This window comes from Micromonospora sp. WMMD812 (genome assembly GCF_027497215.1).
Lineage (GTDB): Bacteria > Actinomycetota > Actinomycetes > Mycobacteriales > Micromonosporaceae > Micromonospora.
In genome coordinates this window covers 5,105,622-5,129,141 of record NZ_CP114904.1, presented here as the reverse complement: position 1 = coordinate 5,129,141, position 23,520 = coordinate 5,105,622, and the positions used below count along the sequence as shown (strand labels likewise).

Here is a 23,520-nt window from a genome sequence, read left to right as displayed (position 1 = left end):
AGGAGTCCTCTCATCTTTCCCCGCATCGCACGGTGCGGCGGGGACGGAATTGGCACCTGTCCCGCCGTCGCTCAGCGGTGAGCGCGCGGGGTGGTTGCCGGGGCGTCTTCGGGCCGTATCCCTCAGCCCCTCTGGATGAGGTATGCAGTTGCGCGATCGAGTCTACGGCTGGGCGGCCGGCCGTCCAGCCGGTCGTCCCACCGTGTGAGCTACGCCCGCCACCCCCCCCCCCGGGTCTGACGGCGAGGTGGCGGGCGTACGCCGTCAGATCCGGTGGGCGCCGGGCCGTCCGTTCTCCACCGCGAACGCGGCGAGCGTCGACTCGGCGGCGTCCCGGCGGCCGACGGTGTCCACCATCCGCAGCTCGGCACACATCTCGCGCGGGGTCACCCGGCACTTCACGTAGCCGCGCCGGTCACCGTCGAAGAATCTGATGTGTGGGTTGTACTTGATCATCGGGCCGTAGTACGGGCCGTACACCTCGCCGTCGCCGTTGCTGGAGATCGAGGTGCCGACGAACTCCGTGGCGACCACCGGCGAGCCGGGGGTGTCGAAGTCGCGGTGGATGTCGTTGACGAACGTCGAGTGCCAGTCACCCGTCACCACCACCGGGTTCGGGACACCGTGCCGGACCCAGGCGTCGGTCAGGCGTCGGCGGGCGGCCGGGAAGCCGTCCCACGCGTCGTGCCACAGCATGTCGCCGGCGTCCCCGTCATGGTCGAGGCGGCCCATCATCACGTTGCTGCCCAGGATGTTCCAGCGGGAGGACGTACGGGCGAAGCCGTCGTAGAGCCACCGTTCCTGCGCGGCGCCGAGCATCGTCACCGACGGATCGTTCTGCTCCGGCCCGGCCGGCGCCTCGCCCCAGCCGCTCGGCGGCACCGACCGGTACTGCCGGCCGTCGACCAGGTCGAGCTGCGCGAGCCGGCCCCACCGCAGCCGCCGGTAGATCCGCAGGCCGCCGGCACCGGGCCGGGCGACGCGGACCGGCTGGTGCTCGTACCAGGCCTGGTAGGCCGCCACCCGCAGCGCGGTGATGTCGCCCTCGTACTGCGACTGCGTGTTCGCGTAGTCGTTCTGCACCTCGTGGTCGTCCCAGGTCACCATCCACGGGAACGCGAGGTGGGCCGCCTGCAGCTGCGGGTCGGACTTGACCAGCGCGTAGCGCATCCGCCACTGGTCCAGGGAACGCGGAGCTGGCCGGAGCTGCTCGGGCACCGGGGTACGCCGGTAGCCGCCGTCGGCCGGGATGCCGTACTCGTAGACGTAGTCCCCGAGGTGCAGGACCAGGTCGAGGTCCTCGCGGGCCAGGTGCGCGTACGACGGGAAGTAGCCCTCGTCCCACCGCTGGCAGGACGCGAACGCGAAGGCCAGTCCGGCGACCGTCGCCGTCTCCCGGGGGGCGGTGCGGGTGCGACCGACCATGGAGACGTCGTCGCGGTACCGGAACCGGTAGAACCACTCCCGGTCCGACTCCAGCCCCTCGACGTCCACGTGCACGGCGTGCGACAGCTCGGGCAGCGCCCACGCGGTACCGGAGCGGACCACCCGCCGGAAACGCTCGTCGCGGGCGATCTCCCACCGCACGCCCACCCGGCGCGACGGCATGCCGCCACCGGGCTCGAACGGCTTCGGCGCGAGCCGCGTCCAGAGCACGGCCCCGGTCGCGGTCGGGTCACCGCTGGCGACCCCCAGGGTGAACGGATAGTCCCCGCCGGCGGGTCGCGGCGCGGCGGCGGCCCGGTCGGCCGGCAGTTGGGCGAGCGCGGCGACGCCCGCGACCCCGGCCACACCGGCCAGGAATCGACGACGATCCACTACGGAGAAGTCTCGAGGATCCACGCGAAAGGTCTATCGGGGCCGAATGGCCGCTTGATGACCAGCGGGTGAGCAGCCACTTCACCCGCCCGGAACGGCCCGCCCCGGTTCGGGGCGGGCCGCCCGGACATGGCCGTCACCGCGCCACCACCGCCACCCGGTCGACCACCGCGACGGGGTCCGTGACCGCCGCCGGCCGATCGGCGCAGCCGACGTCCCGCGGGCGGGTGCGGGCGCGGGTGACCAGGTTGGCGGCGACCAGTGCGGCGATGGTCACCGCCGCGCCGACCAGCTCGACCGGCCCGGGCCGGTAGCCGCGGGCGATCTGCACCGCGAACGTGGTCACCGGGACGAGGTTCATGAACAGCGCCGCGTTGGCCGAACCGAGCCGCCGCACCCCGGTGTTCCAGGCCAGCACCGCGATCACCGCGGCCACGATCACGGCGTACGCCAGCTGCGGCGCGATGGCGACGAGGTCGGCGGCGGCCGGCGCGTGCTGCACTCCGGCGAGGTCGGCGCCGGCGCTCGCGGCGAGCATGGCGAGCGTGCCGGCTGCGGCGGTGAGCGCGGTGTAGCGCAGCGGCGACCACTCGCCGAACCGGCTCGCCCCGTGGGTGTAGACCGCCCAGCCGAGCACCGCACCGATCATCATGAGCCCGCCGAGACCGAACTGGCCGAGCCCGGCGAGGCTGCCGTGGGTGATCACCAGACCGACGCCGAGCAGCGCCACCAGCGAGAGGGCCAGCAGGGCGGGCCGCGGGCGTACGCCGTCCCGGGCCCAGCGGACCAGCTGGGTGACCAGCGGGGTGGTGGCCACGAAGAGGGCGGTCTGCTGCGGCGTGGACTGTTCCAGGGCCAGGTTGGTGAGCAGGTTGAAGCCGGCGAAGCCGACCACGCCGAGCACCGCCACCTCGACGCCCCGACCGCCCACCCGCAGCGCGGCCACGCCTTCCCGGAGCAGCAGCAGGCCGAGCAGGATCGCGGCGGCGAAGAGATAGCGCGCGGTGGTCAGGTTGAGCGGGTCGACCCGCTTCAGCGCGCTGGCCAGGACGGGGAACATCACCCCCCAGCTCAGCACGGCGAGCAGCGGGAACGCGGCGGCGCGGGAACGCATCCTCGACTCCAATGTTCGACTATCTTCGAACCAACCCGATCGACCCTAGGATGTTGTTCGACGAAAGTCGAACAACGGTTACACTGGTCACATGGAGCTGGATGAACCCGAGCTGCGCGAGGTGCCGGTCACGGCCGTGCTGGGCGCTCTGGCCGACGACGTGCGGCTGCAGATCGTCCGGGCGCTCGCCGAGGGCGGCGAGCAGGCCTGCGGCACCTTCGAGTTCGGCGTCTCCAAGGCGACCCGCAGCCACCACCTCAAGGTGCTGCGGGCGGCCGGCCTGACCCGCACCCGCGTCGCCGGCACCAGCCGCCTGGTACGGCTGCGCCGCGAGGAGCTGGACCGGCTCTACCCCGGGCTGCTCGACGCGGTCCTGAGCCGGGACACCACCCCGGCCAAACGCGCCTGACCAGCGCCAATCGTTCAGCGCGCGGCGCCCGAGCCGCCGGTCGGCGCTTGGGCCTCGTGGCCGCCCGTCTCCCGGCCTCCGACGTGCCCGCGACGCCCTGTCGAACTGCCCCAGATCTGGTGCAGGCAGCCCTGCGTCGCCGGCTCGCCCCGTCAACTGGCCGACACCGTCGGCGCCGACGCGACCGGGGTCGCTGCTGCGGTATGACGCAGAGGCATATTTATGGCTCTTGTGACGTGTTTGTGGGTGGTTGGGCGCGTCCTTGATGGCGCACGCCGTTGTCCTGCCTAGGTTCTGGCTTGTCGAGGTCAGAACTGGATGGGCGGGAGAACGGCGTGCGTTCTGCCAGGGTATGGGCTGGGCTGCTCGGGGTCGAGCAGGCGGTGGTGGAGGGTGTGGAGTTCGATCCGGACGAGTCGGTGGTGGTGGCTCGGGTGCGGGTGCGTAAGGGCGCGTCGCGGCGGTGTCCGTATTGCCGGCGGCGGTGTGCCCGTTATGACGCTGGGGTGCGTCGTCGGTGGCGGGCGTTGGATCTCGGGACGGTGCGGGCGGTGATCGAGGCGGACGCGCCTCGGGTGTCCTGTCGGGTGCATGGGGTGGTCGTGGCGGCGGTGCCGTGGGCGCGTCACGGGGCGGGGCACACACGGGCGTTCGACGCGACGGTGGCGTGGTTGGCGGTGCACACGGCGAAGTCGGCGGTGTCGCAGCTGATGCGGGTCGGTTGGCGCACGGTGGGGTCGATCGTGGCCCGGGTATGGGCCGATACCGGTGGCCTTGAGGACCGGTATGACGGGTTGCGTCGTATCGGGATCGACGAGGTCAGCTACAAGAAGGGGCACCGGTATCTGACCGTGGTCGTGGACCATGACAGCGGCCGGTTGGTGTGGGCGGCGCCGGGTAGAAGCGCCACCACGTTACAGGCGTTCTTCGACCTGCTCGGTCCCGAGCGGGCCGCGAAGATCACGCACGTGTCGGCCGACGGCGCGGACTGGATCACGACGGTCGTGCGGCGCAGGTGCCCGAACGCGGTCCGCTGCGCCGACCCGTTCCACGTGGTGGCCTGGGCCACCGACGCCGTTGACCGGGTTCGCCGTCAGGCATGGAACGAGGCCACCGGGCGAGGAGCCGGCCGCCGCGGTGTCGCCACCGGCGAGGCCCGAGAGCTGAAGAACACCCGCTGGGCGTTGTGGAAGAACCCCGACAACCTCACCGACGCCCAGCAGGCCAAACTCGCCTGGATCGCCAAGACCCATCCCCGCCTGCACCGGGCCTGGGCGTTGAAAGAGGGCCTACGGCTGGTGTTCACCCTGGCCAGGACCAGCCCGACCACGGCGGTCGAAGCCCTCGACCGGTGGATCGGATGGGCCCGACGCAGCCGCATCGACGTCTTCGTCGACCTGCAACGACGCGTCACGCGACACCGCGACCAGATCATCGCCGCCATCGAACACGGCCTGTCCAACGGCCGGATCGAGTCGGTCAACACCAAGATCCGCCTGATCACCCGGATGGCCTTCGGCTTCCACTCAGCCGAAGCCCTCATCGCCCTGGCCATGCTCAGCCTCGGCGGCCACCGACCCGAACTACCCCGACCATGACCCCGACCCACACATCAATCACAAGAGCCATAAATATGCCTCTCCGTCATATGCTTTCGTCGTCGATAAGGTCGCGCCGGAGCCGGCCGGCTCGGTGACGCCCACGAACGCCCCGGGCGGAGGCGGATCGGCCACTGGTGCGACCATGCGGCGGTGACCTCTCGACCGGCACAGCACCGAACCCTGCTCGCGAGCGCGCCGCTCGTCGGCGCCCTGCTGCTCGGTTCCTGCACCGCGGGAGCCGAGCCGGCCGGCGTGGCCCCCGGCGCTGGCGGGGAACGGCCGGCTCCCGGAGCCACGTCGGCCACCCCGGCCCGGTGCTCAGAATCGGGCGTGCTGATCCGGTCGACCGGGTCGGACGCCGCGATGGGCCTGCGGGCGCTCGGCCTGGAGCTGGTCAACTGTGGCACCGCGCCTACCGGTTGAACGGCTACCCCGCCCTGACCGTCCTCGACGAGCAGCGCCAGCAGATCCCGCTGGCGGTGGTTCCCGGGGCGACGGGGATCACGTCGGGCTACGACGCGCCGCCCCGCCCGTTCACGCTCCGCCCCGGCGATCGGGCCACCGCCTCCGTGCTCTGGCGCAACACGTTCACCGATTCCACCGCCGCGCCGACCAACGGCGCGTACGTGGAGGTCGCGTCGGCCACCGGTCAGGCCGCCCAGGCCGTCGACCCGGACGGGCCGATCGACCTGGGCAACACCGGCCGGATCGGGGTCAGCGCCTGGAAGCCGGCCGAACCGACCACACCGGCGCAACCACCGGCGCCGAGCGCGCCGAGCGGAGCGCCCTCGGTGGCGGCCACGCCCGACAGCCGGTTGTGAGGAACGGCTCCGCCGGCCGTAAGCGCACGGCTCCGCCGGCTAGGAGGTCACGTCCTTGCGGGTGAAACGCCAGTAGGCCAGCGCCCAGAACAGGGTCGCGTAGCTCACCGCCGAGATGGTGCCGCGGACCACGTCGTCGGTCTGCACCGGAGTCGAGAGCAGGCCCAGCCAGGCGGTGCTGAAGTGGGTCGGCAGGAAGGCGCGCAGCGCGCCGAGCGCGGTGATCTGGTCCAGGATGCTGGAGAGGATCCAGAGCAGCACGGCTCCGCCGACCGCGCCGAGCGCGGCGTCCGTGCTCACCGAGAGCAGGAACGCGAGGCCGGCCACCACCAGCAGGACGATCGCCAGGTAGCCGACCACGGCCAGCAGCCGGAGCAGGCCCTCCCCCGGCGGCAGCTCGGCGGCGACGGTGCTGCGCAGCGGCGACCACCCGTAGCGGAGCGTGCCGGCGAGCAGGGCGGTGCCGGCGAGCAGCAGCAACGCCAGCCCCGAGTACGCCAACGCGACCAGCAGCTTCACCGTGAGCAGCCGGGCCCGGGGCACCGGCACGGCGAGCAGGTAGCGCAGGCTGCCCCAGCTCGCCTCGCTGGCCACCGTGTCGCCGAAGAAGAGCGCCACCACCACGACCAGCAGGAACGACGCCGAGACGAAGATCGTGAACAGGGTGAAGTTCAACCCTCCCGACGTGGCGAACTCGATGAGGCTCGCGAACTCACCGCGCCCGTTGTCGTCGTCGCCACCCGAGTCGAACTGGAACGCGATCAGGATGATCAGCGGCAGCAGCACCATGAACCCGAGCGCCAGCTGGGTACGCCGCCGGGCGGCCTGCCGGCGGAACTCGGCGGCGAACGGCAGCGTCGCCGACGGCCGGTAACCCGGGGCGGCGCCCACCGTGGAAGTACCCATCACCGGTCCCCGCTTCCCCGAGACGTCTCGCCCACGAGGGCGAGGAACGCGTCCTCCAGGCGGCGCCGTGGCACCACCCGGTCCACCCCGATCCCGGCCCGTACCAGCTCGGCCACCACCTCGCTGCGCGCGGTGCCGTTGGTGTCGACCACCAGCTGGCCGTCGCTCTCCGGCAGCACCCGGACCCCGTGCAGCCGGCCGAGCACGTCCCGCGCCGCTGCCGGGTCGGTCACGTCGAAGAGCACGCTCGGCGACTCTCCGACGATCTCGTCGACCGGGCCGGACGCCACGATCCGGCCCTTGTTGACCACCACGGCGTGCGTGCAGGTCTGCTCCACCTCGGCCAGCAGGTGGCTGGAGACCAGGACAGCCCGCCCGTCGGTGGCGTACCGCTGGAGCACCCGGCGCATCTCGGCGATCTGCGGCGGGTCGAGCCCGTCGGTCGGCTCGTCCAGCACCAGCAGCTCCGGCAGGCCGAGCATGGCCTGGGCGATGGCGAGCCGCTGCTTCATCCCGTGGCTGTACGTCTTGATCTTCCGGTGCACCGAACTGCCCAGTCCGGCGATCTCCAGCGCCTCGTCGAAGTGGGCGTCCGCCCACGGCCGCCCGGTGGCCCGCCAGTAGGCCCGCAGGTTCTCCAGCCCGCTCAGGTGCGGCAGGAAACCGGGCCCCTCGACCAGCGCGCCGATCCGGGAGAGCACCGGAGAGCCGGGCACCAGCCGGTGGCCGAAGACGTAGATCTCCCCCGCCGTCGGCTGGGTCAGGCCCATGAGCACCCGCAGGGTGGTGGTCTTGCCGGCGCCGTTCGGCCCGAGCAGGCCGACGACCTGGCCGGGATGCACCTCGAAGTCCACGTTGGAGACGGCCACGAAGCCGTCCGCGTACTCCTTGCGGAGCTGACGCACGGCGAGCGGGACACCCGCGTACGCCGGATGCACGGAGCTGTCCTGGCGGCGGTGCCGGCGGCGGACCACGGCGACGACCACGACGAGCCCGACCACGATCGCGGCGAGCAGCCCGACCAGCACCCAGCGCCAGACGGTCGCCGCGGTGGGGATCGGATCGCCGGTCACGGTGGGCAGCGCCACCGCGCCGTCGCCCGCGACGGTGTAAACCGTGGGCTCGGCCGGCGAGGTGTACGCCTGGTCCGAGGTGGCCACCACCACCCGGAGCCGGTGCCCCGCCTCGATCCGGCGGACGATCGCCGGAAGGGTGACGGTGACCGGCCGGGCGTCGGCGATCCGCTCCGGGAGGCCGGTGAGCCGCACCGGGGCGACCAGGCCGTTCGGCAGCGTGGCCGCCCCGTTCGGGTCGACGTCGTAGAGCTTCACGAAGAGCACCGCCTCGCCGGTCGGCGACGCGGCCCGGACCGACACCGTCGGCGCGCCGACAACGTCCACCGCCTCGGCGAGCGCCGTCGACTCGAACCGGGCGTGCTGGCCGGGCACGTCTCCGGCCACTCCGTCCAGCAGCGAGGAGAGCGCGCCGGCGAACGGCACCGACGAGACGGCGGCCGGGTTCCCGTTCGGCGGGTTGGCGACCTGCTGCGCCGGGCCGATCACCGCGACCTCGGTGCGACCGTCCCCGGCGGTGCCGGGATAGTCGGTCGTCCGGTAGCCGGTGGCCACCAGGCCGCGGTCCAGCGCGTCGAAGCCGGCGATCCGGGACCAGGTGAAGTCGTTGCCCGGGGCCGTCCCCTCGCCCTTGACATAGTGGTCCAGCCACTGGACGGTCAGGAACCGCACCCGGTCGGAGTCGGTCTTCGGCCCCTCGCCGCCGTCGTGGCCGCCGGTGAACCAGGCGACCCGGACGGGGGTGCCGGTGGCGGCGATGCCGCGCGCGTTCGCGTCCGCCTCGCTCAGCGGGAAGAGCGTGTCCGCCTCGCCCTGCACCAGCAGCGTGGGCGCCGCGATCCGGTCGAGCACGCCCGCCGGGCTGGACCGCCCGAGCAGGTCCACCGCCGCCTGGTCGGCCCGTCCGGTGGTGGCGATCCGCAGGTACGCCGCGCAGACGTCGGCGGCGAACCGGCCACAGGACGGGTCGGCGGCACCGGTCGGCGCCCGTCCGGGACCGGTGCCCGGGCCTTCACCCGGGCCGGGGCTGGGCGGCCCGGCCGACGCCGGCGCGCCCTGCGGCTGCGCCGCGGTGACCCCGGACAGCCCGGCCGGGCCGGACCCGACGCTGCCGCCGCCACCGAAGAAGAGACCGGCCCAGCCCTTCTTGAACACGCCCGCGGTGGCCGGCCCGCCGGTGCTCTCCGGCAGGAAGCTGCGGGCCAGGTCGTTCCAGGTGATCATCGGGACGATCGCGTCCACCCGCCGGTCCTGCGCGGCGAGCAGCAGGGCCAGCGCCCCGCCGTACGAGCCGCCCACCACGCCGACCCGCGGGTCCCCGGTGGCGTCGCTGCGGACCTCCGGACGGGCGGCGAGCCAGTCCAGCAGGCGAGAGGCGTCGCGTACCTCGTAGTCGGGGTGGTCCAGGTGGATCTCGCCTCCGCTGCGGCCGAAGCCGCGCGCGGTCCAGGTGAGCACGGCGTACCCGCGCCCGGCGAACTCCTCGGCGTCGGCCCGCACCGACTCCTTGGTGCCACCGAAACCGTGCGCCAGCAGCACCGCCGGGACCTTGCTGCCCGCCGAGGCGTCCTCCGGCAGGTAGAGCGTGGTGTCCAGGTCGACCGGCGCCTGACCGTCCGGCCCGGACTGGACGGTCAGCAGGGCGGACTCGGTGCGCACCTCGGGCCCGCGCGGCCGGACGGCCCAGATGACGGCGGCGGCCAGCAGCACGGCGACCGCCGCCGCGGCGACGGCGCGACGGCCGCTGGGCAGGGCACGCCGGACCCGGGCGACCGACAACGGCGATCTCATGCGGCACACGGTACGGGCCGGACCCTGAGCATTGGCTGAGATCCGCCGTACGCTCGTCCGGTTGATCCGATCGGCTCCGGGAGCGGAGCGAGCGCCCACAGTCGAGCGCAGCTCAGCGAGACGAGTTCGGATTCCGTGAATTCCGATCTTCCAGGGGAAATCGGCCTTGATCACCGCATGTCAGCCTCTCGCGCGGCACCCAGCGTGCCGAGAAGGAGGACGAACAGTGACATCGCTCGAAGTGACGCAAAGCTGACCGATCGGCGGCAGCCTTGCGAGCGGGCCCCTCGGTTACTTTTCCGGTCCGGTGTACGGGACTGGCCGGCGACCCCGGCATCGACACCACCCACTCGCGCACTACACCGTCCCCACCCTCGGCGGAGGAGACAGACCATGACCGTCCCCGCGCCCCGGGCCGTTCGCCGATCCGCCCGCCGCGCCCTGCCGCTGCTCCTCGTGGCGGCGCTGCTGGCACCGGTGGGTGTGCTGTTCCAGCAGACCTGGCGACTCACCGACGACGACCGGAGTCTGGCCGCCCGCGAACGACTCGGCGTCGAGTACCTGCGGGCACTCGCCCCGGTCACCGACGCTCTGGTGGACGCCCAGTCCGCGGCCGTCGCCGGGCGGCCGACGTCCGCGGCGGCGCTGGCCGGGGTGGTCGAGGACGCCGCCACGGTGGACGCCCGGATCGGCGCCGAGCTGCGCAGCCAGGAACGCTGGGCCGGGCTGCGGGCCAAGCTGGAGGCGCTGCGCGACCGGGCGCCCGCCGACCCGGAGGCGGCCTTCACGGCGTACGGCGAGGTCACCGACCTGCTGCTGGACCTGCACCGCAAGGTCCGGGAGAGCTCCGGGCTGGTGCGCGACCCGGAGCCGGACACGGCCTACCTTCAGGACGCCGCCGGGCAGGCACTGCCGGAGGCGATGGTCGCGGCGGGCCGGCTCGCCGACCTCGCGACGCTCGCCGCCCGGCGACCGGACGCCGACCGGACCCGCACCCTCGCCGAGCTGGCCGCGCTGCGGACCGGCGCGCTTAGCCCGGCCGGTGACCTCGTCGACGACCTGCGCGCCGCGGTCGACAGCTCGGAGAGCACCAACCTGGGCGGCACCGTGCTGACCCCGCTGGACACCTACCAGCGGGCCGTCGAGGTGCTCGCCGCCGCCTCCGCCCCGAGTCGCACCGGCCCGGTCGACCCCGCGCCGATCGCCGGGGCGCGGCTCACCGCGCACTCGGCCGCGGAGCAGCTCCAACCGGTCATCCTGGCCCAACTCGACGCGCTGCTCGCCGACCGGATCGACGGGCTGGACCGGGAGCGGTGGCTGGCGATCGGGGCGGCCGCGCTGGGCGTACTCCTGCTGGCCGTGCTGGGCGGGCTGCTGCTCGCCGCCGCACGGCGGGCCCGGCGTGTGGCCGCGGCGGCGCGACGGGCCCGGGAGGCGGACGCGCCGCCGGACAGCCCGACGTGGCCGCCCGGGGCCGGGCCGGCCGGCATCCCGCCCGGCGAGCCCCGGCCACTCCAGCCGGCAGGCCGGGCCGGTGATCCACAGACCGCACGGTGGGGGCCCGTCGATGCTGCTCGGTAGGCTCCGGATCCGCGGCAAGCTCGCGCTGCTCGTCGTCATCCCGCTGGTCAGCATGGTGGGCCTCGCCGTGCCGGTCGTCCTGGACCGGGTGGCCGTCGCGCAGCGGGCCGGCGAGATCGCCGACCGGGTCCGGCTGGCCAGCCGGGTCGGCACCCTCGTCCAGGACCTGCAACAGGAACGGATCCTCTCGGTCGGCCTGCTGCTCGGCGAGGTGACCCGGGCCGACCTGATGCGCCGGGCGGCCAGCGTGGACGACCGGGTGGCCGACCTGCGCGCCGAGCGGGGCGACGCGCTGGACCCACAGGTCGCCGACGCGTTGGACGGCGTCCGGGCGCTCACCGACCTGCGCGCCGCGGTGCTCGCCCGCGCCGCCACCCCCGGGCAGGTGATGGACGCGTACGGCCCGGTGAACCGGGCGTTGATCGACTCCCTGCGGCTGGCGTTCGACGTGGACACCGACACGGCGGCCGGCCGGCAGGTGCTGGCCCTGGACGCGCTGCTCCGCGCCGACGAGGGTCTGGGCATCTGCGCCACCCTCATCGTGCTGGTGAAGGTAACCGACGACCCGGCCGTCAACGCCGGCTTCGTCGCCGCCATGGCCGCGCTCCGGGTGGACAGCCAGCGCTTCCGCAGCCTGATCACACCCGAGCAGCGCAAGCTCGCCGAGCTGAACGACGCGGCGGTGACCGCCCGCACCAGCGCGGACTTCCTCACCACCGGCGCCGTCAACCCGGCCGGCGGGGTACGCAACGTGCCGCTCGAGATGGTCTTCCCGTCCGCCCGGTCGATGGTCACCCTCGGCCAGTTCATCGAGAAGAAGATCGTCGCGGACGTTCTCGCCGAGGTGAAGGGTGAGCAGCGGCGGGCGCTGACCGCCGCGTACCTGGTCGCCGGCGTAGCCGCGCTGATCCTGGCCGTGGTGCTGCTGCTCAGCGCGGCGGTGGCCCGGACGGTGGCCCGGCCGCTGACCCGACTCACCCGCTCCGCCGACCGGGTCGCCCGGGTCGCCGAGGCCGAACTGGTCCGGGTCGCCGACGACGAGTCGGAGAGCGCGCCCCCGGTGCGGCTCGACCCGGTCGACGTCCGGGCCCGCGACGAGATCGGCGACCTGGCCCGAGCGTTCGAACGGGTGCAGGCCACGGCGGCGCGGCTGGTCGAACGTCAGGTCGTCGGCCGGCGCAACGTGGCGCAGATGTTCGGCCACGTGGGCCGGCGTACGCAGAACCTCGTGGGCCGGCAGATCACGCTGATCGACCGGTTGGAGCAGCGGGAGACCGACCCGGGTCGGCTCGAGGACCTGTACCGGCTCGACCACATCTCCAGCCGACTGCGGCGGAACGCGGGCAGCCTCGTGGTGCTCTCCGGATCGCCCGGCGCGGACGCGTACGTGGCGCCGGTGCCGCTGGCCGACGTGGTCCGGCTGGCGCTGGGCGAGATCGAGGACTACACCCGGGTGGACGTCCGGGTGCCCACGGAGATCGCGGCGGCGCCGGCCACGGTGGGCGACCTGGTGCTGGCGCTCGCCGAGCTGATGGAGAACGGCACCGTCTTCTCGCCTCCGCACACCCGGGTGGTCGTGGCTGCCGAACGGATCGACACCGGTGCCCGGATCACGGTGACCGACCACGGCATCGGGATGACCCAGGAGCGGATGGCCGAGGAGAACGCCCGGCTGACCCGGCGGGAGCGGCTCGACCTGGCCCCGACGGAGGTGCTCGGCCTGTTCGTGGTCGGCCGGCTGGCCCGCCGGCACGGCTGGGGGGTGAACCTGGCTCCGACCGGCGGCGGCGGGGTCACGGCCCGGCTGGAGATCCCGCAGGCGGCGCTGGTGATCCGGCGTACCGAGCGCCCCGGCGCCGCGATGGCGCGGGCCGCCGTACCGGCCCGGGACCGCCGCTCACCGGCCGTGGTCGGCACCGCCCCGGGCGGGCCGCCCCCGCTCCCCGGCGGTGCGCCACCTGCCGACCCGAACGACCCGCCCCGGTTCGATCCGGCGCTGCTCAGCCGGGCCACCCGGAGCATGGAGGCCGGCGAGACCTGGGACGCCTTCGGCGCCGGCGCGGAGCCGGCGGCCACGCCCGGCGGGGCCATCGCGTACCTGGAGATCAGCGCACCGGGCGGCGCCCGGCTCGACGACGCGACCACCGACCCGGACCTCCGGCCGGCAACGCCGGCCGCCGGGATCACGCCGGCCGGGCTGCCCCGCCGGCCCGTCGGCAGCGGGGCGGGCCTCGGCCGGGCGGGAGTCCGGCAACGGGTACCGGGGGCCAACCTGCCACCGAGCGGGCCACCGGCCGGCCCGGTGGCCGGCGCCGACGCCGATCCGGCCGAGGTCCGCGCCCTGGTCGAGGCGGTCGAGTCCGGGGTACGCCGGGCCGAGCTGAGCCAGCCGCTGCCCCCGGCCGGCCCGGAGGCGCGTCCGGACCGGCCACGGCTGAACCGGCGGGTGCCCGGGGCGAACCTCACCGCCGCACCGGCCCACCAGCCGCTCAGCCCGCACCCGGGCGACCCGGCCGAGGTCCGCGACCTCATCACCGAGTTCGAGGCGGGCGTCGCCCGCGCTCTGCGCGAAGTCAGTCCAGACCGTCGCAACGAAGGGGGATCAACACGGTGACCAGTTCCTTCCTGCACGACAATGTCGACCACCCGGGCAGCCCGGCACCCGCCGGGGACCTCAGTCCCGAGGCCCGCACCTTCAACTGGCTGCTGGACTCGTTCACGTCGAGCACCGCCGGCGTGTTGGAGGCGATCGCGGTCTCCTCGGACGGTCTGCTGATGGCCATGTCGGCGATCCGGGACCGGTCCAACGCGGAGCGACTCGCTGCGGTGGTCTCCGGCATGACGAGCCTGGCCGGCGGTGCCGCCAGCTGGTACGCGCTGGGCGGGTTGAACCGGGTGATCGTCGACATGGCCGAGGGCTACCTGCTGATCAGCGCGATCAGCAGCGGCTCGGTGCTCGGGGTGGTCGCCGACCGGTCGGCCAACCTGGGCACGGTCGCGTACGAGATGACCCTCTTCGCCGGACGCGCCGGGGGCGCCCTCACCCCGCGCCTCATCGCCGAGCTGAAGAACGCCGCCCAGCAATGACCCCGGAGTCCGCCGGCGACGGGCCGGATCCGGAGCCTGAGGTCCGGATCCGCCCCTACCTGCGGGCGCCGTCCACCCCGGTGCCGGGCGGGCCGGCGGACGGACCCGGTGCGGACGGACCGGCCGTTCCCCGGCCGTTCGTGCTGACCGCCGGACGGGTGTCCGCCGTGGACCCGGCGATCTGCCTGGAGACCCAGGTGACCGCCGCCGCCGAGGGGAGCGACGCCGCCGGGCCGGTCGCGCTGCTGGCGCCCGAGCTTCAGGCGATCATCGCCCTCTGCGACGAGCCGATCTCGGTCGCGGAGATCTCGGCCCGGACCCGGCTGCACTACGGCGTGACCCGCGTCCTGGTCGGCGACCTGCGCGCCGCCGGGCACCTCGAGGTACACCTCGACCAGGGCGACGGCGCCGCCGACCCCGATCTCATCCTGCGAGTGATTGATGGACTCCGTGCGATCTCCTGACTGGCCGGTCGCCCCGCTCGGCGGGCTCGCCGCGAACAGCGCCACCATCCGGTACGGCGCCCCCACTGGGGCCGCCCCGACGCCCGGGCACCTCACTCACCCGCCGGCGCGACCGTCGTACCGGACGCCCGTGGCACCCGGCGCGGCGCCGGCGCCGCGCCCGGCCGGCGGCGGGGTCTCCGCGCCTCCCGTACCGGTCAAGATCCTGATCGCGGGCGGTTTCGGCGTCGGCAAGACCACCACGGTCGGCGCCATCTCGGAGATCGCCCCGCTCACCACCGAGGCGGAGATGACCACCGCCGGGATCGGCGTCGACGACCCCGGCGCACGCTCGGCCAAGACCACCACCACGGTGGCGATGGACTTCGGGTGCGTGACCATCGACCGAAGCCTGAAGCTCTACCTCTTCGGTACGCCCGGCCAGTCCCGCTTCGGCTTCATGTGGGACGACCTGGCGCGGGGCGCGCTCGGCGCGCTGGTCGTGGTGGACAGCTCCCGGCTGGACGACTGCTACCCGGCGATCGACTACTTCGAGCAGGCCGGGCTGCCGTTCGTGGTGGGGGTCAACGCCTTCGACGGGCGGCTGGCGCTCGACCTCGACTCGATCCGGTGGGCGCTGGCGATCGGCGACCACGTGCCGCTGGTGCAGTTCGACGCCCGGGACCGGCTGTCGGTGCGGGACGCCCTGCTGGTCGTCCTGGACCGGGCGCTGGAGCGGGCCACCCGGGACAGGGGGGCCTGAACTCCTGGACGGTCAGACCCGTTTCCTCGGAAGGGGTGGTCGTGATGAGAGAAGGGTTGGACGAGACACTGGCCCGGATGGCCCGGCGCGAGGAGGCGCTGCGGCGGCGGGCCATCGAATCGAGCGAGCCCGCCGGTCGGGAGCCGGGCGCGCACCGGGTGGAACCCGAGGGTCTGTCGGAGGACGACCCCGTCCAGGCGGTGGTCGAGGCGGTCCACCGGGTGGTGGCCGGGCGGCCCGGGCTGGCGGTGAGCGTACGGGTGGAGCAGGACGGGGCGACGTACCCGCTGCGGATCGCCTGGGCCGGCGGGGAGGTGACGGTCACCGCGGAGCCCGCCGCCACACCGCCGCCGCCCTGGCCGACGTCCGCGCGGACCGTGCCGGCGTGGACACCGGGTCAGCGGCGGCCGGGCCCGGATCGGGCGGCCCGCCTGGCCGACCTGATCCGCCGTGACCCGTCGCTGCTCAACGGGCCCGACACCCAGCGCTGACCGGGCGGGCGCGCGGCCGAGGCCGGCCAACCCGGCCGCCGGTGGCGCCCGGCCGGGCGGGACCGCGCTGCCCGCCGATCGTGACCGGCCGGGCGGGACCGCGCTGGTGACCGGCGGACCGAGCGGCCGAGGGCTAGGGTCGGGCGGTGGCGCGACCCGACCTCACCCTGACCGCGAGCCTGCGGCCGGCGGCGCTGGACGCCCGGCGCGGCGTCGTCCGGCTGCACCCGGAGGTGCTGACCGCGCTGGGGCTGCGCCCCGGCGACCCGGTCCGGCTGAGCGGCGGGCGGGTGACCGCCGGGATCGTCGCGGCGGCCGAGCCGGGTGCGAGCCCCGCCCTGCTGTACGCCGACGACCTGGTGCTCGGCAACCTCGGCGTACGCGGCGGCGGTCAGGTGACGGTGACGCCGGTGCCGGTGACCGCGGCGACACGGGTGACCCTGGCCGGCCCGGTGGAGATCGTCGCGGCGGTCAGCCCGGAGATGCTGCGGCTGGCCCTGCTCGGCAAAGTGGTCACCGCCGGAGACGACGTGTCCCTGCTCCCCCAGGACGTGCTGCCCGACGCCTCGGTGCGCAGCCTGGTCGAGGCGGCCCGGCGCAGCCTGGCCAACACCGTCGGCTATGCCTGGACCAGCACGCTGCTCACCGTGGTCGACGCGGAGCCGGAGGCCGCCGCGCTGGTCACCATGGACACCCTGGTCGGCTGGGAGCACGGGCCGGTCACCCACGGCTCGGCCGCGGTTCGCCCCGCCACCGGCCCGACTCCCGGCCCGGCACCCGGGCCGTCCACCGTCGCTGCCACCCGGCCCGAGGACGCGCCCGCGATCGACGAGCTGCCCGGGCTGCGCGCCCAGGCCGAGGAGCTGACCGAGCTGCTGGACCTCGGCTTCCACCACCGCGAGGTGCTGGGTCGGCTCGGGACGACGGTGTCGCTGGGCGTACTGCTCGGCGGGCCGGCCGGCTCCGGTAAGTCGGCCCTGGTCCGCGCGGTCGCCGCCCGGGTCGGTGCCCGGGTCTGCGCGCTCTGGGCGCCGGAGGTGGCGGCGCTGGCGAACCAGGCCGCCGCGGACCGGTTACGCGCCGCCGCCGCGGAGGTGCGGGCCGGCGAAGGCCCCGCCGTGCTGCTGGTCACCGACGTGGAGGCGCTCGCCCCGGCGGATGAGCCGGGCCCGGTGGCCACGGTGTTCCGTCAGGTGCTGGCCGAGACGGTACGGGCCGGGGCGGCGGTGGTCTGCACCACCGGGAGGCCGGAGGCCGTCGATCCCGCGTTGCGCGCGCCGGACCTGCTCTCGCTGCGGATCAGCATCCCGCTCCCCGACCCGGCGCTGCGCCGCGAGCAGCTGACCGTGCTCACCCGACAGGTGCCGCTCGCCGACGACGTCCGGCTCGACGAGATCGCCGGCCGGACGCCGGGGTTCGTGGCCGCCGACCTGGCCGCGCTGGTGCGGGAGGCCGGCGTACGGGCCGCGCTGCGGCAAAAGTCGGCCACGACGCCGACGGTGGCGATGGCCGACTTCGCCGCCGCCCTGGAGGTGGTCCGGCCCACCACCATGGCCGCGTCCACCCTGGAACTGGCCACGGTGACCCTCGACGACGTGGGCGACCTGACCGAGGTGAAGCAGACGCTGACCGAGTCGGTGCTCTGGCCGCTGACCTACCCGGACACCTTCGCCCGGCTCGGCGTACGGCCGCCGCGCGGCGTGCTGCTCTACGGCCCGCCCGGCTGCGGCAAGACGTACCTGGTCACCGCCCTGGCCGGCTCGGGGCGGGCGAACGTGCTCTCCGTGAAGGGCGCCGAGTTGCTGTCCAAGTGGGTCGGCGAGAGCGAACGCGCGGTACGTGAGCTGTTCCGCCGCGCGCGTGAGGCCGCGCCCACCCTGATCTTCCTCGACGAGGTGGACGCCCTCGCCCCCGTCCGCGGTCAGGCCGGCGACGGCGGTACGACCGACCGGGTGGTCGCCGCCCTCCTGACCGAGCTGGACGGGGTGGAGACGCTCCGCAACGTGGTGGTGGTCGGCGCGACCAACCGCCCCGACCTGGTCGACCCGGCACTGCTGCGGCCGGGGCGGTTGGAGCGGCTGGTCTACGTGCCGCCGCCGGACGGGCCGGCCCGGGCGGAGATCTTGCGGGCCGCCTCGCGCACCGTCCCGCTGGCGCCGGACGTGGACCTCGCCGGGCTCAGCGAGGAGCTCGCCGGCTTCTCGGCGGCGGACTGCGCGGCGCTGGTCCGCGAGGCGGCGCTGGCCGCGATGCGCGAGTCGCTGACCGCGACCACGGTCACCGCCGCGCACGTGGCGACGGCCCGGCAACGGGTCCGCCCGTCCCTCGACCCGGCCCAGGTCGCCCACCTCGCCGCCTACGCCGCCACCCACCAACCCACCTGACCCCGCCGCCCCCCGCCCCCCCGCCGCGCCCCCAGACCGGTTGATCATGAAGTTGTTGCCACGCGCATCGGCGTGTCGCGGCAACAACTTCATGATCAACGCAGGGAATAACGACCCCGCCGGCCCCCGCCGCGGAGGAGAGGTGGGCGGTCAGTCGGTCGGGAGGAGGGGGCCCAGGGGGCCGAGGTCCAGGTTCAGATCCTCGGGGGCCAGGCCGAAGTGCTCGCGGAGCCCGACCATCTGCTCCTCGAGCGCCATCAGCGTCACGCCGATCCGCTCGATCTGCTCCTCGCTGAGGTCACCCAGCTCCACCCGGCGCAGCGCCTGCCGCTCCATCAGCTGCCGCAGCAGCTCGATCACGGTGAGCACCAGGCTGGCCAGCCCCCGCTCGACGGACTCGCGGTCCACCGCGAGCCGCCGGTCCAGCGGCGTCACCCGCGGCAGTCGCCACTGCGGCGCGTCCAGCGCGGCGGCCAGCTCGGCCGCCTCGTCCCGGCCGGTCATCCGAGCTCTCCGGGTCCGACGTCGCCGACCGGCCGGATGCCCCGGTCTCCGGGGCCGACGTCGCCGACCGGCAGGGTGCCCGGGTCTCCGGCGACAGCGCCGGCCGTCGGCAGGGCGTCCGGCTCGGGTGGGGCGAGGGCGCCGACCGAGGCGATCAGGGCACGCAGCGAGATGCGGACCAGGTCCACGTCGGCGATCGCCAGGGTGATGTCACCGCTGACCACCACGCCGGTGGCCAGCACCCGATCCAGCAGGTCGACCAGGGCCACCGGCCGGTAGGCCAGCGGGTCGTCCGCGCTGTTCGGAGCGAGCGAGGTGGTCACCACCGCGACCACCCGACCCCGGTGCCGGCGGTCACGCCGGCTCCCGCACGGTGAGCGCCGGCTCCGCCGGACGCTCGGCCACGAAGGAGTACGGCGGCCAGGGCCCGGTCAGCTCCAGCCGCAGCTCCGGATGGCGCTCCCCGAGCGTCTCCACCACGCCCGCGAAGCCGGCGAACTCGCCGGTGTCCACCAGGTACGCGCCGTTCAGTGCCATCGCGGTCGGCGCCCCGGACAGCCGACGGTCCTGCGGGGGGTGCCGCCGGGCGGCCACGGCGTGCCGGGCGAGCGCCTCGTGCACCTCCCCGGCGGCGGTGGCGGCGGCGCGCTGCCCGTCCTCCCGCGCGGTGAGCTGGGCCCGCCGCCGCCGCAGGTACGCCGCCCCGGCGCCACCCGCCCCGACGCGACCCGGCCCGGCAGTCTCCTCGGCCCGGGGCGTCGCCGTGCCCGGCACCACGTACCCCTTGACGCCCCACTCGCCGCGCCCGGTGAGCCGGTCGAGCAGCGCGGCCAGGTCGTCGCGGCGGTCGGCGAGCGAGGCCGCGACCCGCCCGTCGTCGTGGTGCACGGTGGCCAGTCGCGCCGGTACGACGGCACCGGCCCGGGTCAGGGCGTCCACCACCCGGTGGTGCGCCCGGGCGGCGCGTTCCAGCCAGGCCAGGTCCTCCAGGTTGCGCCGCAGCGCCTCCTCGCCGTACTCGGCCAGCGGCACGGTGCTCACCACGGCCACCAGCCCCGCGGCGCGGACCGGACGGACCGGATCCCCGGTCATCCCGGCGATCCCACCGAGCAGCCCGAGGTCCGCCTCCCGGACCACACCGTGCAGCCAGCGGCCGGTGCCCCCGGCGGGGCTGACCGGCCCGGCCACGTCAGCCGTCGAACTCATCCCACTCCTCCCCTCCGGCCTCGCGCCGGCGGGCCCGGGCGGCCACCCGGGGCCGGCGCTCCGCCTCGACCTGTTCCGGGTCGCGGGGGCCCGGCTCGACCGGCGGCCGGGCGCGGGAGCTGAGCCAGGGATCGTGCTCCCACCAGTCGATGCCGATCTGGCGCGCGGTGTCGACCGACGCGATGACCAGCCGGAGCTTCAGCGTCAGCAGCTCGATGTCGAGCAGGCTGACCCGGATGTCGCCGGCGATCACGATGCCCCGGTCGAGCACCCGCTCCAGGATGTCGCCGAGGTTGGCCGGCTCGTGTCCGGCCGGCAGCACCTGGCCGGAGTTCTGCACCACGGCCGGCGTACGCGCAGTGGTCATCTCAGCCCACCTCGCCCTTCCCCCGCTGGTAGCGCCGCACCCGCCGGTAGCCGAGCAGGACGCCGTCGATGTCGAGTTGCACCTCGTACAGGCCGAGGAGGTCGGTCGACGCGGGGATCCGGCGGTCCTCGACCAGCTCCACACCGACCAGCCAGCCGTCCCGTACCGCCTTCAGCGACGTGGTGCCGACCGGTTCCCGCCCGGTCAACTCGATGATCTGCCGCAGGCCCTCGCGGGCCGCCTCGGCGGCCGACAGCGGCTCGACGTACTCCTCGTCGCCGGCCCACTCGTTCTCCGCTTCGGGCTCACGCCGGCGCGCCCGGTCGTCGCGGATCCGATCCACCATTCCGTACACCTCCCCCGCCGTCACGTCGCCGTTCGCTTTCGGTCCGCCGGCCGCGCACCGGACCGGAGCGGGCGCTGCCGGCCCGCGAGCCCGCCGCGTCGCCACGCCGGCCCGCCTGGCCGCCACGCCGCCGCGCCGGTGCGTTCCGTCGTACGACCGGAGCACCGCGACCGGCACCCCCGGCGCGCGACGCGGGCCCCGGCTCGCGCCGCCCGGCGGCGGGAGCCGGATGGTGGCCGCCGGTCAGCCGGTCGAGGACCTGCTGCTGCCGTGCGTCCCGCTCCTCGGCGGTCAGCTCGCCGGCGGCGGCCGCGGCGTCCAGCTCCTCCAGCTCACGCCGGATGTTGGCCGGGTTGTACAGCTGCGACTCCGCCTCGCGGGCGATCACCTTGACCACCGCGGTCAGCCCGCGCATCGGCGCGTACGGCAGGGTCAGCAGCGACCAGAGGATGTCCACCGCCTCACCCCGCCAACTGGTGCGCGTCGACGAAGTCGTACGGGGCGAGCGGGCCCAGCAGCCGCGTCCGGACCAGGCCGCGGCGCTGCTCGGCGAACTCCTCGACGGCGTCCAGAAAGTCGTCCTCCTGGTCGGCGTCGACCAGGAAGGCGGCGTTCACCGCGTCCAGCTCGCTGCTCGGCAGCCGGGGCGCGGCCGACACCGCCAGCGCGCCGACGGTGTCGAGCAGCTCCCGGTTCTCCGCCTCGCGCCGCAGCTCCACCGCCTGGCTGATGATCTCGCCGAGGCGGATCCGCTGGGCGCGCGTCACGTCCTCCGGCTGCCCGCGTACCTGTTCGGCCAGGTCGGCGGCGGCGGGGTTGTCGTCCAGCACGCCGCTGATCAGCTCCGGTTCCTCGTAGCGGCCGTGCACCACGTACTGGACCCGACCCTCCAGCTCGTCGAGGGCCTCGGCGAACCGGTCGCCGTGGGCGTCGAGCAGGTCGGCGACCGCGTCCGGCCCGGTGACCACCGTGCCGAAGCGGACCGGCAGCACCGGGGCGACCGCCGCCGTCCCGTCCAGCAGTTCCTGGTACGCGGTGAGGTCCGCCGGCCGGCCCAACGCCGCCTCCAGCTCCACCTCGCCGACCAGCGCGGCCACCGGACCGTGCCGGATGGCGCGCACCTCGCCGGGCGGGTCGCCGACCCCCTGCGCGTCGGGGGTCGGCTCCACGTCGGACGGCACGATGCCGTAGATGAAGAGTCCTCTCTCGTCGGCCATCTCAGCGCTCCTCGTCCCGCCGGCGGCGCCGGGGGCGCTCCCGCTCCTGGTCCGGGCCCAGCTCGCCGACCGCGTCGCGGACCGCGCCGCCGATCGCGCCGACGGTCTTGCTCAGGCCGCTCGCCGCCTTGCCGACGCTCAGGGCTCCGGAGGCGCCCTCGACCAGATCGGGCAGCCCCTTCTGGTTCCGCGGGGTGATGGAGAGGCGGTCCACCGCCTGGGCGAACCGCAGGTACGTCTCGACGCTGGCCACCACGACCCGAGCGTTGATCTCCAGCAGCTGGATGCCGACGACGGCGACCGACACCTGGGCGTCGATCACGACGCCCTTGTCGAGCACGGTCTCCACGACGTCGGCCAGGCTGGACGACGACCCGCTGCGTTCCAGCGCGCCGCCGGCCTGACCCTCGGTGGTTGCGATTGTCACTCGTCCGACTCCTCTCGACGACGACGGACCACGGGGCGGCGCGGGGTCTGCGGCGCCCGGCGCGTACGGGGCTCCTCGCGAGGCTCCGACTCCTCCCGGGAACGCGCGCGGCGCGCCCGCTCGGGGGCCGGCCGGCGGGCCGGGCGGGACGGCGCCGGCTCCTCCGGTTCCTCGGGCTCCTCGTACTCGTCGTAGCCCTCGTCGTACTCGTCCTCGTACTCGTCGTACTCCTCGTCGACTGGGCGGCGCCGCACGGGCTCACGCCGGCCGCGCGCCGCCGGCCGGGCCCGCTCCCGGCGCGGCTCCTCGACGGCCGGTTCCTCCTCGGCGGTCTCCTCGCGCACCGCGGTGTCGTGGTCGCGGACCACCTGCGAGTCCTCGATCTCACCCCGCCAGCCCTCCACCGACTCCGGGTCGATGGCGGTCTGCGTCATGACGTGCCGGACGAAGTGCTTGAGCTCCAGCCGGACCCGGCGGCCCTGGGCCCGCCACAGGTTCCCGGTGTGCTCGAAGAGGCCCTGCGGGTGGTACTCGAGCACGACCAGGATCCGGGTGAGGTCGGGGGTGAGGGCGTGGAAGCTGACCGTGCCGTCGACCGAGCCCTTCTCGCCCTTGGAACGCCAGTGGATGAGCCGGTCGGGGATCTGCCGGACGATGGTCGACTCCCAGGTGCGGTGCGACCAGAAGACTTGCGCCTTCCAGGTGAGCCGCTCGTCCGACTGGGTGTCGACGTTCTCGACCTTCTTCATGAAGCTCGGGAAGTCGCCGAACTGGGTCCACTGGTTGTACGCGACCCGGACCGGCACGCCGACCTCGATCGTCTCCACGATGTTGGTCACCTTGAGCTTCTTGCCGCCGCCCTTGGTGGCCGCGCCCCTGCCGAGGGCCGACATCACCTTCTCCTTACCGCCGGCCAGGCCGGCATGGATCATCGCCTTCATGGGGGAGTCGCCCTCGGCCAGTCGCTGCGCGCCGGTGGCGGCGGCGATCAAGCCCGGGCCGCCGCCCTGCTTGGCGTACTCGCTGAGGCGGCCGGTCGCGCCGGTGACCTTCTCGGACACCACGGACACGGCCCGCTCGCCGATCGCGCCGGCCAGGTTGCGCACCTCGTCGGCGAGTTGGCGCCGGACCTTGTCGGCCAGTCCGCCCGGATTCGTGGTGGGCGCCATGG

The 23,520-nt window shown here is 74.6% G+C and carries 23 protein-coding genes, 1 pseudogene and 1 riboswitch; of the genes and pseudogenes, 11 read left to right on the top strand and 13 right to left on the bottom strand.

Annotated features, from left to right (window positions below; translation table 11 throughout):
* Positions 1 to 7: 7 nt before the first annotated feature.
* A riboswitch (SAM riboswitch) is annotated at positions 8 to 142 on the bottom strand.
* 122 nt (positions 143 to 264) lie between these two features.
* Positions 265 to 1,818: an alkaline phosphatase D family protein gene (locus O7603_RS23725; RefSeq protein WP_281571992.1), complete on the bottom strand. Its 1,554-nt coding sequence runs from the start codon at positions 1,816 to 1,818 to the stop codon at positions 265 to 267.
* A gap of 136 nt (positions 1,819 to 1,954) precedes the next feature.
* The gene (locus O7603_RS23720) at positions 1,955 to 2,932 is read right to left on the bottom strand and encodes a DMT family transporter (RefSeq protein WP_281571991.1); all 978 of its coding nucleotides are present in this window, start codon (positions 2,930 to 2,932) and stop codon (positions 1,955 to 1,957) included.
* A gap of 91 nt (positions 2,933 to 3,023) precedes the next feature.
* Between O7603_RS23720 and O7603_RS23715 the strand changes: the two genes are divergently transcribed.
* The 4 genes from O7603_RS23715 (at position 3,024) to O7603_RS23700 (ending at position 5,763) form a co-directional block, all read left to right on the top strand.
* Entirely contained in the window at positions 3,024 to 3,341 is a 318-nt protein-coding gene (locus tag O7603_RS23715; protein WP_281571990.1) for a helix-turn-helix domain-containing protein, read from the top strand.
* Between the two features lie 335 nt (positions 3,342 to 3,676).
* Positions 3,677 to 4,939 carry an ISL3 family transposase gene (locus O7603_RS23710; protein WP_281571989.1) on the top strand — a complete coding sequence of 421 codons (1,263 nt, stop codon included), beginning with the start codon at positions 3,677 to 3,679 and terminating at the stop codon, positions 4,937 to 4,939.
* 153 nt (positions 4,940 to 5,092) lie between these two features.
* Positions 5,093 to 5,365, top strand: a complete 273-nt coding sequence (locus O7603_RS23705) for a hypothetical protein (RefSeq protein WP_281571988.1) — start codon at positions 5,093 to 5,095, stop codon at positions 5,363 to 5,365.
* Positions 5,362 to 5,763, top strand: a complete 402-nt coding sequence (locus O7603_RS23700; protein WP_281571987.1) for a DUF4232 domain-containing protein — start codon at positions 5,362 to 5,364, stop codon at positions 5,761 to 5,763. Before O7603_RS23705 ends, O7603_RS23700 begins: the two co-directional genes overlap by 4 nt.
* A gap of 39 nt (positions 5,764 to 5,802) precedes the next feature.
* Here O7603_RS23700 and O7603_RS23695 read toward each other — a convergent pair whose 3' ends face one another.
* Positions 5,803 to 6,669: an ABC transporter permease subunit gene (locus O7603_RS23695; protein ID WP_281571986.1), complete on the bottom strand. Its 867-nt coding sequence runs from the start codon at positions 6,667 to 6,669 to the stop codon at positions 5,803 to 5,805.
* A complete protein-coding gene (locus O7603_RS23690; protein ID WP_281571985.1) occupies positions 6,669 to 9,533 on the bottom strand; it encodes an alpha/beta fold hydrolase in 2,865 nt (954 codons plus the stop codon). Before O7603_RS23690 ends, O7603_RS23695 begins: the two co-directional genes overlap by 1 nt.
* Before the next feature lie 393 nt (positions 9,534 to 9,926).
* Here O7603_RS23690 and O7603_RS23685 point away from each other — a divergent pair, with 393 nt between their 5' ends.
* From O7603_RS23685 to O7603_RS23655, 7 genes are all read left to right on the top strand, one after another.
* On the top strand, positions 9,927 to 11,114 hold the full coding sequence (locus O7603_RS23685; protein ID WP_281571984.1) for a hypothetical protein: 1,188 nt from the start codon (positions 9,927 to 9,929) through the stop codon (positions 11,112 to 11,114).
* A complete protein-coding gene (locus O7603_RS23680; protein ID WP_281571983.1) occupies positions 11,101 to 13,728 on the top strand; it encodes a nitrate- and nitrite sensing domain-containing protein in 2,628 nt (875 codons plus the stop codon). Before O7603_RS23685 ends, O7603_RS23680 begins: the two co-directional genes overlap by 14 nt.
* Positions 13,725 to 14,201, top strand: coding sequence for a roadblock/LC7 domain-containing protein (locus O7603_RS23675; protein WP_281571982.1), 477 nt, complete (start codon positions 13,725 to 13,727; stop codon positions 14,199 to 14,201). Before O7603_RS23680 ends, O7603_RS23675 begins: the two co-directional genes overlap by 4 nt.
* Positions 14,198 to 14,665: a DUF742 domain-containing protein gene (locus O7603_RS23670; RefSeq protein WP_281571981.1), complete on the top strand. Its 468-nt coding sequence runs from the start codon at positions 14,198 to 14,200 to the stop codon at positions 14,663 to 14,665. Before O7603_RS23675 ends, O7603_RS23670 begins: the two co-directional genes overlap by 4 nt.
* Complete coding sequence (locus O7603_RS23665) at positions 14,643 to 15,407, top strand: ATP/GTP-binding protein (protein ID WP_281571980.1); 765 nt, start codon at positions 14,643 to 14,645, stop codon at positions 15,405 to 15,407. Before O7603_RS23670 ends, O7603_RS23665 begins: the two co-directional genes overlap by 23 nt.
* 44 nt (positions 15,408 to 15,451) lie before the next feature.
* Positions 15,452 to 15,898, top strand: a complete 447-nt coding sequence (locus tag O7603_RS23660; protein WP_281571979.1) for a hypothetical protein — start codon at positions 15,452 to 15,454, stop codon at positions 15,896 to 15,898.
* Positions 15,899 to 16,044: 146 nt separating this feature from the next.
* Positions 16,045 to 18,282, top strand: a complete 2,238-nt coding sequence (locus O7603_RS23655) for an AAA family ATPase (protein ID WP_281571978.1) — start codon at positions 16,045 to 16,047, stop codon at positions 18,280 to 18,282.
* A gap of 150 nt (positions 18,283 to 18,432) precedes the next feature.
* Here the strand turns inward: O7603_RS23655 and O7603_RS23650 are convergent, their stop codons facing one another.
* The 9 genes and pseudogenes from O7603_RS23650 to O7603_RS23610 form a co-directional block, all read right to left on the bottom strand.
* A complete protein-coding gene (locus O7603_RS23650; protein ID WP_281571977.1) occupies positions 18,433 to 18,786 on the bottom strand; it encodes a gas vesicle protein K in 354 nt (117 codons plus the stop codon).
* Positions 18,783 to 19,112 (bottom strand): gas vesicle protein, encoded by a 330-nt coding sequence (locus O7603_RS23645; RefSeq protein ID WP_281571976.1) that lies wholly within the window; start codon positions 19,110 to 19,112, stop codon positions 18,783 to 18,785. Before O7603_RS23645 ends, O7603_RS23650 begins: the two co-directional genes overlap by 4 nt.
* A gap of 28 nt (positions 19,113 to 19,140) precedes the next feature.
* The gene (locus O7603_RS23640) at positions 19,141 to 19,992 is read right to left on the bottom strand and encodes a GvpL/GvpF family gas vesicle protein (protein ID WP_281571975.1); all 852 of its coding nucleotides are present in this window, start codon (positions 19,990 to 19,992) and stop codon (positions 19,141 to 19,143) included.
* Entirely contained in the window at positions 19,976 to 20,359 is a 384-nt protein-coding gene (gvpJ, locus tag O7603_RS23635) for a gas vesicle protein GvpJ (protein WP_281571974.1), read from the bottom strand. The genes O7603_RS23640 and gvpJ (O7603_RS23635) overlap by 17 nt, the downstream gene beginning before the upstream one ends.
* Position 20,360: 1 nt before the next feature.
* On the bottom strand, positions 20,361 to 20,705 hold the full coding sequence (locus O7603_RS23630; protein ID WP_281571973.1) for a gas vesicle protein: 345 nt from the start codon (positions 20,703 to 20,705) through the stop codon (positions 20,361 to 20,363).
* Positions 20,665 to 21,162: a gas vesicle protein GvpG gene (locus O7603_RS23625; protein ID WP_281571972.1), complete on the bottom strand. Its 498-nt coding sequence runs from the start codon at positions 21,160 to 21,162 to the stop codon at positions 20,665 to 20,667. The genes O7603_RS23630 and O7603_RS23625 overlap by 41 nt, the downstream gene beginning before the upstream one ends.
* A gap of 4 nt (positions 21,163 to 21,166) precedes the next feature.
* Positions 21,167 to 21,922: a GvpL/GvpF family gas vesicle protein gene (locus O7603_RS23620; protein ID WP_281571971.1), complete on the bottom strand. Its 756-nt coding sequence runs from the start codon at positions 21,920 to 21,922 to the stop codon at positions 21,167 to 21,169.
* A gap of 211 nt (positions 21,923 to 22,133) precedes the next feature.
* Positions 22,134 to 22,343: pseudogene (gene gvpJ, locus O7603_RS33075) on the bottom strand (gas vesicle protein GvpJ); the annotation flags it as partial.
* A 2-nt stretch (positions 22,344 to 22,345) separates the two neighbouring features.
* Complete coding sequence (locus O7603_RS23610; protein ID WP_281571969.1) at positions 22,346 to 23,518, bottom strand: SRPBCC family protein; 1,173 nt, start codon at positions 23,516 to 23,518, stop codon at positions 22,346 to 22,348.
* Positions 23,519 to 23,520 lie beyond the last annotated feature (2 nt).